At 48.1% G+C, this 2,663-nt stretch carries 4 protein-coding genes; all 4 read left to right on the forward strand.

What is annotated here, in order from left to right:
- The first annotated feature begins 389 nt into the window (after positions 1-389).
- The 4 genes from AXW79_RS21940 (at position 390) to AXW79_RS01520 (ending at position 1,948) form a co-directional block, all read left to right on the forward strand.
- Positions 390-923 carry a YbjQ family protein gene (locus tag AXW79_RS21940; protein ID WP_005321623.1) on the forward strand — a complete coding sequence of 178 codons (534 nt, stop codon included), beginning with the start codon at positions 390-392 and terminating at the stop codon, positions 921-923.
- On the forward strand, positions 920-1,126 hold the full coding sequence (locus tag AXW79_RS01510) for a hypothetical protein (RefSeq protein ID WP_005321625.1): 207 nt from the start codon (positions 920-922) through the stop codon (positions 1,124-1,126). The genes AXW79_RS21940 and AXW79_RS01510 overlap by 4 nt, the downstream gene beginning before the upstream one ends.
- Positions 1,127-1,257: 131 nt before the next feature.
- A complete protein-coding gene (locus tag AXW79_RS01515) occupies positions 1,258-1,560 on the forward strand; it encodes a hypothetical protein (protein ID WP_005321626.1) in 303 nt (100 codons plus the stop codon).
- A 73-nt stretch (positions 1,561-1,633) separates the two neighbouring features.
- Positions 1,634-1,948, forward strand: a complete 315-nt coding sequence (locus tag AXW79_RS01520; protein ID WP_227534479.1) for a hypothetical protein — start codon at positions 1,634-1,636, stop codon at positions 1,946-1,948.
- Positions 1,949-2,663 lie beyond the last annotated feature (715 nt).

Consider the following 2,663-nt stretch of genomic DNA (forward strand, 5'->3'; position numbering starts at 1 on the left):
TTCGGAACAGCTATTTAGGCAACCTTATTTTTAAATGCAATGACTATGGTTTCTCCGCAGCGACACTGTTTCCTGGCCATGACGGAGCAGGAAAGGCCGCCAAAGAGTTCAAGTTGGCAAAACGTCATTCGGGAAAGCTCTAGGCGGCAATGAGCTCGGCACCTGCCGGTCAGCGGTTCATGGCAATGTTTGTGGAACAACGGCGATACATTGATGCATCTCTTTGCGGCCATCAAGGTGATAGGTGGATATATGACTTACTACAATGTTTTTCAGTTTTTTACCATTGTGATGTGCGTCGTTTTAGCAATATCTGTTATCAAGCATTGCTTTAAAAAAGGGCCAGATTGATGATGAACTTATTCTTGGCGAGAATTTATTGAGGAAATATGAACAATTACATCATTCTGGTTGGCAAAGGGATACCCGTAGCTGTTGACCTCTTGTCTGACTCTGCATCCAGCGAAATAGCATCTCTACAGGAACAAGGATTCATTATCGCTTATGACTCTTGCCGAGCTGAAAGTATTGAACATGCATTGAAAACGTGGAAACAGCAAAGGGATGGCACCTATGGCTATGAACACATAATCACTTCTACAACCAACGTACTAGCACAAGATACCAGAGTCATCGAGGTTAAAGGGGTTACTACTGCGACAATTGTGGCCGGAATGAATTTTCTAAGAGACTTCATGGCCTCGATCCGAGATTTCACTGGTGGTAATTCAGGCACCTACATGTCAAAGCTCGATGACCTCAAAACTCAAGCATTGGTACAGCTAAGAAAACAAGCTGACGAATTAGGCTGCAATGCTCTAATTGGCGTATCGATTGATGTTGACGAGATTTCTGGTGGCGGTAAATCGATGATGATGGTCACTGCAACCGGTACAGCAATCGTTGCGGAAAAAAACGCATGAAGTCACTGCAACTCAGTGTGAATGCCCAGCACAGATATGTGCTTGTATGCCTGCTTGATGGGCAGGAACAGGAGTGCCATTTGTGTGACGGCCTTGATCCGCTGGCTGACGCTATAGAGGCATTTATGGGCATAGATTACGTCGATGCCTGGGAACAAGCCGTGGCGCTATCAAAGGCAGCTTATGCGGCCAAGAATGGTTAGGGAAAAACTCTATTTTTTCATGTCACACTGCCCCAAGGCAGAACAGAGCCCAGCGTATGATCAAGCCGTTGACTAAGACTGACGCCAAGCACGCCATTGTTGTGATACTGCGTTGATAAGGATAGGACTCAATGGACAGCAAACTGAAATTGCCAGCATTGAAGGTCGCAAGATGGGCGTTCAAACATGGTGAGTTCTTCGACCTTTACGATGTGTCCTATCTGCTTGGGATACCATCCAGCGATGCAAGCAAAGTGGTGCTCTATCTGAGATCGTTGAGCTATGTGGATAAATTGGCCGAGACTCGATGTTGCAAACCGGAACCAGGGCGAATGGCACGTCGCCGAGTCTTTATCAAAGTTCTGGCCATTTATCCGGAGCCCACAAAAGCGCAGGCTCCGGTGTTCAATTCAAAAATTGCCGGAGGCAAATAATCCGGCCTAAGTCAGAGGAAAAATGATGAACGGGTTAGCCCGAAATGCAAAAGGGCATTGGGTAGCCACCCACATGGGCCAGCGCGTAACCTTCACCGAACAGCGCTTCGGCGATGCTGCCGAGTTACTTGCCCGCCGTGTCCTGCTGGCGATGCAGGCCGGTACATACGACGAGTTAAGGGATAGCGCCCTGCTCAAGCAGAGTTACAGTCGAGAGCTGGCCGCCCAGGTGTTGGGCATCCACGTAGGCGAGCTGAATGAATGGCTTCTGCGCGGTGTATTGCGCGGTCAGGAGATAACGCCCCCCCGCCCAGACAACCGGAGAGGGGCAGGGAAAATTAGCGGTTATGAACTGGCTATCGTGCAAGAGCGCATGAAGGTAGACTGAGTTAATTAAGGAAAAATCATGAAAAATTTGGAGTTATTCGGAGAGCCTGGGCACTACGGGGCCAGCTATCGGGATCCAGGTGATCACAGCGGCGAGCACTTGGAGCCTTGCCCGTTCTGTGGTGGTGATCACCTTGAAGTGTACCCTATAAATTCGTTGGGTCGAGTTGTTGATGAGCCAAAGCAGCACTAAAATAGCGCCAAAGAGGCACTGGCGCGGCACCAAAACAGCACCAAAGCAGTGCTAAAGCAGTGCCAAAGCAGTGCCAAAGCAGTGCCAAAGCAGTGCCAAAGCAGTACCAAATTAATGCCTAATCGGGATCACCTCAGAATTAGGAAACTAAAGCACGTTAAGGAATTCGATTCCCAGCAACGGCGCGGTTTTGCACACGCCCCATCCCGCCAACGGCTTACCGTACGATTATTTCCGTTTTCTGAAGCGACCCTTGAATACTGCATTTGAAGTCCAATGGAACGAACATGTACGCTAATACCGAGCCATACGCAGCAGGGCCGCTGATGTCGCCATCCATACGCCCCCTTTCAGAATAAGTTCTGCGGTAAACAGTACCGCTATATGCCATGCCTTCATCTATTGCCGTCCATGCTGCTGGGTTTAATTTTATTTTTGTTTTCAATCCATCTGACAATTAATAAATATGTGAAATAAAACGCGGCAAATGAAATCACCGAGCCAAAATAAAGAAAATAAAGAA

This window comes from Aeromonas salmonicida subsp. salmonicida, assembly GCF_001643305.1.
Taxonomy (GTDB): Bacteria; Pseudomonadota; Gammaproteobacteria; order Enterobacterales; family Aeromonadaceae; genus Aeromonas; species Aeromonas salmonicida.

Coding starts and splice junctions, on each gene's coding strand:
- AXW79_RS01510 (WP_005321625.1), top strand. CDS start 920: ATGAAGTCACTGCAACTCAGTGTGAATGCCCAGCACAGATATGTGCTT.
- AXW79_RS01520 (WP_227534479.1), top strand. CDS start 1,634: ATGGGCCAGCGCGTAACCTTCACCGAACAGCGCTTCGGCGATGCTGCC.
- AXW79_RS01515 (WP_005321626.1), top strand. CDS start 1,258: ATGGACAGCAAACTGAAATTGCCAGCATTGAAGGTCGCAAGATGGGCG.
- AXW79_RS21940 (WP_005321623.1), top strand. CDS start 390: ATGAACAATTACATCATTCTGGTTGGCAAAGGGATACCCGTAGCTGTT.